Below are 5738 nucleotides of genomic sequence, written 5' to 3' on the forward strand. Positions count from 1 at the left end.
ATTTTATACCATAATCCTACAGATTGTTTGAGATTTTGAACATAATCGTAAATTTCACTTACTGTCAATGTTTCTTGAGTAGATTTGTTGCTTCTTGATTTGTTGTTTTTACCTTCAATCAGACTCTTTACTGTAAACTTTTTTTCCAAAAGATATGTACTATAGTAACCTCTTTTTTTGCCTGAATAAATGGTATTACTAGATAATAAATCAAAATCAATGCCAAAATAATCATTATCTGATTTTGATGATTTTCCAAAATAAATGTGAGAGTGATTGGATAGAAATATATCATCATCCAAGGGTTTATCTTTGTTCTTCCCAAGATGATGATACATAGTTTTCCAAGTTTCATTAATACTATTCCTTAGTTTATTTTTTTCATCATCCACATCTTCAAATTTTGTCGAAAGATATATTAATCTATTCTTTAGCAACTCTAAGTATGAAAGAGGCTGACCTCTATTGTTCATAGTTTCAAAAGCAACAAATACATCTATATCACTTGAAATTGTATAAATGTTAAATAACAGACTTTGAGTAAGTTTGCGATATATAATTTCCTTAGCTTCTAATTTTAATTTTTTGATATTTTCCGCAAAAAATTCCTTGGCAAATTCGAGATTATGAGTATAAATTGTTTCCTGTAAAGTTTCACTAGAATCTGACTGTTCAAGAAATATCCTGGTCTTCAAAAATTCATAACTGGGATTATCTTTCTCGTAACCAAAAATATAAGACCTTGATATACCTTCATCCTTAGAATCATAGATATATTTGCTTTTAATATCACTAGCAGATCGAAAATTAATTTTGTCTTTTTCTTCTTCCTTAAGTGATTCTATGATTACCTGAATTAAAATAATTGCAGTTGTCAATCTTTGTTGCCCATCAACAACATAATATGGCTTATAACTCTTATATTTAATAATCCAACGATCATCTTCCCATTTATCATAAATTTTTTCGGGTACTTGTTCTTGAGTTAAAACTCCTAGGTAATGCTTTTTATCTTCTTCAAGTGAGTCTAAATCACCCCAAAAATCCATTAGTTGCTTTTCTGTCCAAGCATAGCCTCTTTGATAATCTGGGATTCTATACAATTTTTCTGTAAATAATTTTGATAAAGATTTTAGTGAGTCTTCCATGTTAAATATCTAGTTGGAAAATATTACCTGGTAAAAAATGAAAATTTTTTTATGATTGTCAGTAAAATTACGGTTTACTAAACTTCAGATTTACTTAGCTTAACCATGATTTCTACTCGTAGACTTTTAGTATATCAATATTTGTCAAACTTGGAAATATATGACTGAAAATCAGAGAAATGTTTTTCTTCAAACTGCCAATAAAAAAATCAAACTAAAGCAAGTTATACTTCTTATTCTCAAACCAACTTTTCCAAATCAATCATCAATTCCGGTGCGTTACGTTTCTCTAACGCACCCTACTAAATTTACATCCCAACTTTTGCCTTAATTTCCCTCAACTTCTCCCCAACTTCACCACTGCTTAATAAACTCTCCGCTTTCGACAAACCTTCATTAATATCAGAACAAATTCCACAACGCCACAAATAAAAACCGCCATTCCAAATAGCTGCTGACATTAACTTACTCGCCTTACCCTGCAAAACTCCCTGCATTTCCTCTACTAACTCGGCAGTTGAACCTAATACAACTTCCTTTCCCTTACAACTATAGTCACTCGGATGTAACAACAGACGTTCAAAAGTGACATTATCCCCAGATGGCATCGACACCCCAACAATAGAAGTTCGATCGCGTGGCAAGTCGCAACTTCCCTCTAACCCCTTCACCGTTGTATAATTCCTAAAACCCTGTAATTTAAAAGCTTCACGAAACATACCTTCTGTTGGAGGATGAACATATCCCGCAGCTAAATGAACTTCTCCCACAAACGGCACCCAAATTAATTCCATCGTTGCTAGAGGAGGTCTTTTACCAATATCTCGACGGTACTCTACTAAACCATCTGCTTCGAGAAAATGTTCTGGTAAATAAACAAACCCTAAACCAGTCTGCTCAAATACCCGTTGCACCTGCACCAACGATAATTTTCCCCATTCAACCCCCAACCCTTGCCATATCTCAATAAAAGGTATTCCCTCTTTTGTCGGCATCCGCGCTCCACCGTGCATCACAACAAACACTCCCGCTGTTGCCAAAATTAAAGCTGTGAGTGGGGTGACAGGTGCAGTACGCGATCGCCCATCATAAGGACAACCTAAGACTGTCACTGTAGCCATAGATGGTTGACTTTGAAGTTTTGGCCCTAATTCGTAATAAGCATCTAACATTCCTGCTAATTCCTCACCAGTGGGGCGTTTAATACGGTGAGCAATGAGGAAAGCACCAATTTGGGCAGGTCTTGCTTCCCCTAACAACATCATCCGCATTGCTGCTGCTGCTTCTTGGCGAGTTAAATTTTTCCCTGTGTGGGTACCACTGCCAATAGTTTTCAGTAATTCTCGAAAGCGATCGCTCATTTGTTTATCTCTCCGGTTAATTAGTTGGTAGTTATAAATATAGTTAAGGATATCAAAACTATTCTCTATCATTACTTTTTTATTACTAAGAATTAGTTACAGCGGTTTTCATTTCAGTAAACCATAGTAGGGACGTTCCATGGAAAGTCCCTGCTAGATTTTGGTTATGAAGATGTGGTTCATCAACTTGAAAAACACTGTAATAATGATAGGAGTTCAGGAATTAACAATGAACAATTAATAATTAATAATTACCCCTTCTTAAAACAGATAGGATTGACTAAAAGGACAATTTTTGATTTATTCCCTATCCAAGGGGAGCCTTTAAGGCGTGAATTGTTGAATGAATAATTAATTGACTATCAACTCTTAATTATTAATTATTACTATTACAGCCGTTTTCCTGCACGATAGACCACAGTAGGGGCGAATGGCCATTAGCTACGCATAACTTTCCTATAGGAATGCTCCGCAAACGTTTTATACCAAATTGATAAATCTTCGCTACAAATATTTAGGTTACTATTTAGGAGTCAGGAGACAGGAGTCAGGAGTCAGAATGAATAAATTTGAGACTATTTTTTATGTTGTAATTATCTTTTTTGTCAAATCAACATTTACCGTAAAACCTTTTAATAGTTGTTATTATTCGTAACATTCTTTTTTCAAAATGGTATTATATGTCGCGCAGCAAAACGCCCCTACAGGGTTTTAGTCGTGACCATGTGGTTCATCAATCTGAAAAGCTCTGTAATTATTAATTATTCGGTAATCTCAGAGGTAGCGAGAGATTGCTTCCTTCCACTCCGTTCCAGTCGCAATGACCTAGAGTAACTAATAGACCTCTCGAGAAAATAAACTTGCTCTTTATTTAAGATAAGCTAGAGTTGTAAAATTCACTTTCCTAAATCATTTTTCGTATCTTTTTCGTAAGAATAAATTCCCTGTTCCCAGTTAAGTCTTCCCTGTTCCCTACTAAGTGCAAAAAGTCTATATCTTTTTCACCAGATGTCTAATTATCAGGTTTAATATCAGAGATTACTTTTAACTTTTAAGTTTTGACTTTTGACTTTTAACTTTCCTAACTCCTCCAGGAATCAATTCTTTAACTAACTGCCAAAAATATTTGATTGGCGGAATTTCTATCCGATCGCTAGTTGTTACTACTACCACTTCACGACTCCAAACAGAATCTTTTCTTGAAGATACCTTAGAATTGGTCAAAGTCGTATCTATACTTCTAATAGCTAGAGTAGGGTCAACTCTGGCATCTATTAAAGCTGAATGTGGAAGTAGAGCAATTAAATTTCCTTGTCGTACTACTCCTCGGAAAGCATCCAGGGTATTTAACTCTAATGCAGCATTAAGTTTTGCTCCTAGTCGCTCAAATTGTTCTTTGACTAATCTCTGCATTCCATACCCATCTTTGAAGACAACTTGAGGGTAGTAAATAAGTTCCGCCCAGGGTATTTGTTCGTATTCGGTGAGGGGATGGTTTGCTGCCATTAATACTTCTATAGCTTCGGTGTAGAGAACATCCATTACCATTTCTGGACTGGTGGTGAATAAACGGTTATTCATTACAATGGCGATATCTACTAAACCGTCTTTGAGAACTTTCAGGGTGCGATCGCTTCCTAGGGCAGTTACCCGTAATTTTACTTCTGGATAGTGGCGACAAAATCTTTGCAAAACTGGAGGGAGATAGGCACCACAGACAGAGTGAATAGCTGCGACACATAACTCTTGCTGTTTTCCGGCGAGCATTTCTGCTATTTCTTGACTAGCATTTTCCCAAGCTTGACAAATTTTCCGAGCATAAGGCCACAAACATTCTCCTACTAGAGTTAGTTTAGCTTGGTTGCTACGGTGGAATAGGGCAGCACCGACTTCTGTTTCTAAGGCTTGTATTTGCCGACTGACTGTTGATTGAGTGACGTTACATTTTCGCGCTGCTTCTTGAAAGCTACCCGTTTCTGCAACCCATAAAAAGGCTTGCAACTGCTCCAGGCGCATATTTGATAATGTTTTTTTTGTAATGTTTAATAAAGTTTGGCTAGTGGTGTACAAGTAGTGATATTCTTTAAAAAATTAAGTGGGCAAGCAAATACTATTCCTCTAATTAGATATATTTCCTGTAGCAATAGTGCCTGTTGCCTGTTGCCTTCTGGAACTGCCTCCACAATAAATCACTACATATAACAATCCTAAATAGGTTGCGGGTAATTAAAAAGTAAATAAAAAAGTTGAAACTCTCACCTGTTCCCTGTTCCCAGTTAAGTGTTCCCTAAAAAGCAGTAAGATTTTTACCACGAATAAAATAGGATTGCTATATACAGGACTACCAAAGTTTCAAACTATTTGTGACATCTTTAAAGTGAATTGGTATAGATGTTTCGGTCTACTACCCAACAAACTTAGAAATTGTAGAAGATCAAAAAGAATCTTCACAATTTTTCTATTCCGACTCCTAACTCCTTTCAATTAATTACATTGAATATAAGGCTTCCATACCCAGCCTACTTGTTGAGGATTAGCCGTAGAACTAACGTAAACCCACTTTGTTTGAGACTGTTGTCCTGCTGGTGGCTGTGTAACTTGTAGTTGAGTACCTTTTTGAAAAACATAGGGCATAGGGTTACTTCGAGGATTAGGAAAATCTTGAACTGAAATATGAGGGGAATCAGGCCAACCTGTAACTTGGCACATTGTTCCTATAGGTATTCCACCTGTCGTACTTCCTGTATTAGGTAGTTGTGAAGCAGAGCGTGTATTACAATTTTGCAGATAGGGAGTATATACCCAACCTTGAGCATTATTAGGCCCAGTTACTTGCGTCCATTCTCCGTCATTAGACCTATTGATGACTGTTACAGGAGTACCATTGTTAAAAAAGGCAATATTTTTACCTTCACCTGGTCGATCTCGGAAATCTACACCTTGACGGTTATCTGCTGGTGAAGACTGAAGCTGACAAACTTGTTGTTGTTGAGCAATTAATATCTCATTTGTGCGGTTAGTTGGTGGAGTCCACTGGTCTGCCTTAGCAATATTTGGCATTTGGCTACCTAATAAAGATAGAGAAGCAATTGTTAATATTCTTAGATAATTTGGCCTTTGGTTGATGTTATTTTGCATAAATATTCTGAGCTATTTTTAATTACAAGTTTAGCTACCAACTATATAAATCTAAATTTCGGATATTTTGATTATTCTTAAGACTTTATTT

The 5738-nt window shown here is 36.0% G+C and carries 4 protein-coding genes; all 4 read right to left on the reverse strand.

Annotated elements, in window-relative coordinates:
- A partial coding sequence (locus AFK68_RS13550; protein WP_143437849.1) for a DUF262 domain-containing protein occupies positions 1-1148 on the reverse strand: 1148 nt, incomplete at its 3' end.
- Positions 1149-1456: 308 nt separating this feature from the next.
- Positions 1457-2509: an anthranilate phosphoribosyltransferase family protein gene (locus AFK68_RS13555; protein ID WP_094673262.1), complete on the reverse strand. Its 1053-nt coding sequence runs from the start codon at positions 2507-2509 to the stop codon at positions 1457-1459.
- A 1044-nt stretch (positions 2510-3553) separates the two neighbouring features.
- Positions 3554-4525, reverse strand: a complete 972-nt coding sequence (locus AFK68_RS13560; protein ID WP_094673260.1) for a LysR family transcriptional regulator — start codon at positions 4523-4525, stop codon at positions 3554-3556.
- A 468-nt stretch (positions 4526-4993) separates the two neighbouring features.
- Positions 4994-5647 (reverse strand): SH3 domain-containing protein, encoded by a 654-nt coding sequence (locus tag AFK68_RS13565; RefSeq protein ID WP_094673261.1) that lies wholly within the window; start codon positions 5645-5647, stop codon positions 4994-4996.
- Positions 5648-5738 lie beyond the last annotated feature (91 nt).

Source organism: Hydrocoleum sp. CS-953, from assembly GCF_002260545.1.
GTDB lineage: Bacteria > Cyanobacteriota > Cyanobacteriia > Cyanobacteriales > Microcoleaceae > Trichodesmium.

Excerpts from the sequence above, each read along its gene's own strand:
- AFK68_RS13555 (WP_094673262.1), bottom strand. The coding sequence starts at position 2,509 with ATGAGCGATCGCTTTCGAGAATTACTGAAAACTATTGGCAGTGGTACC.
- AFK68_RS13560 (WP_094673260.1), bottom strand. The coding sequence starts at position 4,525 with ATGCGCCTGGAGCAGTTGCAAGCCTTTTTATGGGTTGCAGAAACGGGT.
- AFK68_RS13565 (WP_094673261.1), bottom strand. The coding sequence starts at position 5,647 with ATGCAAAATAACATCAACCAAAGGCCAAATTATCTAAGAATATTAACA.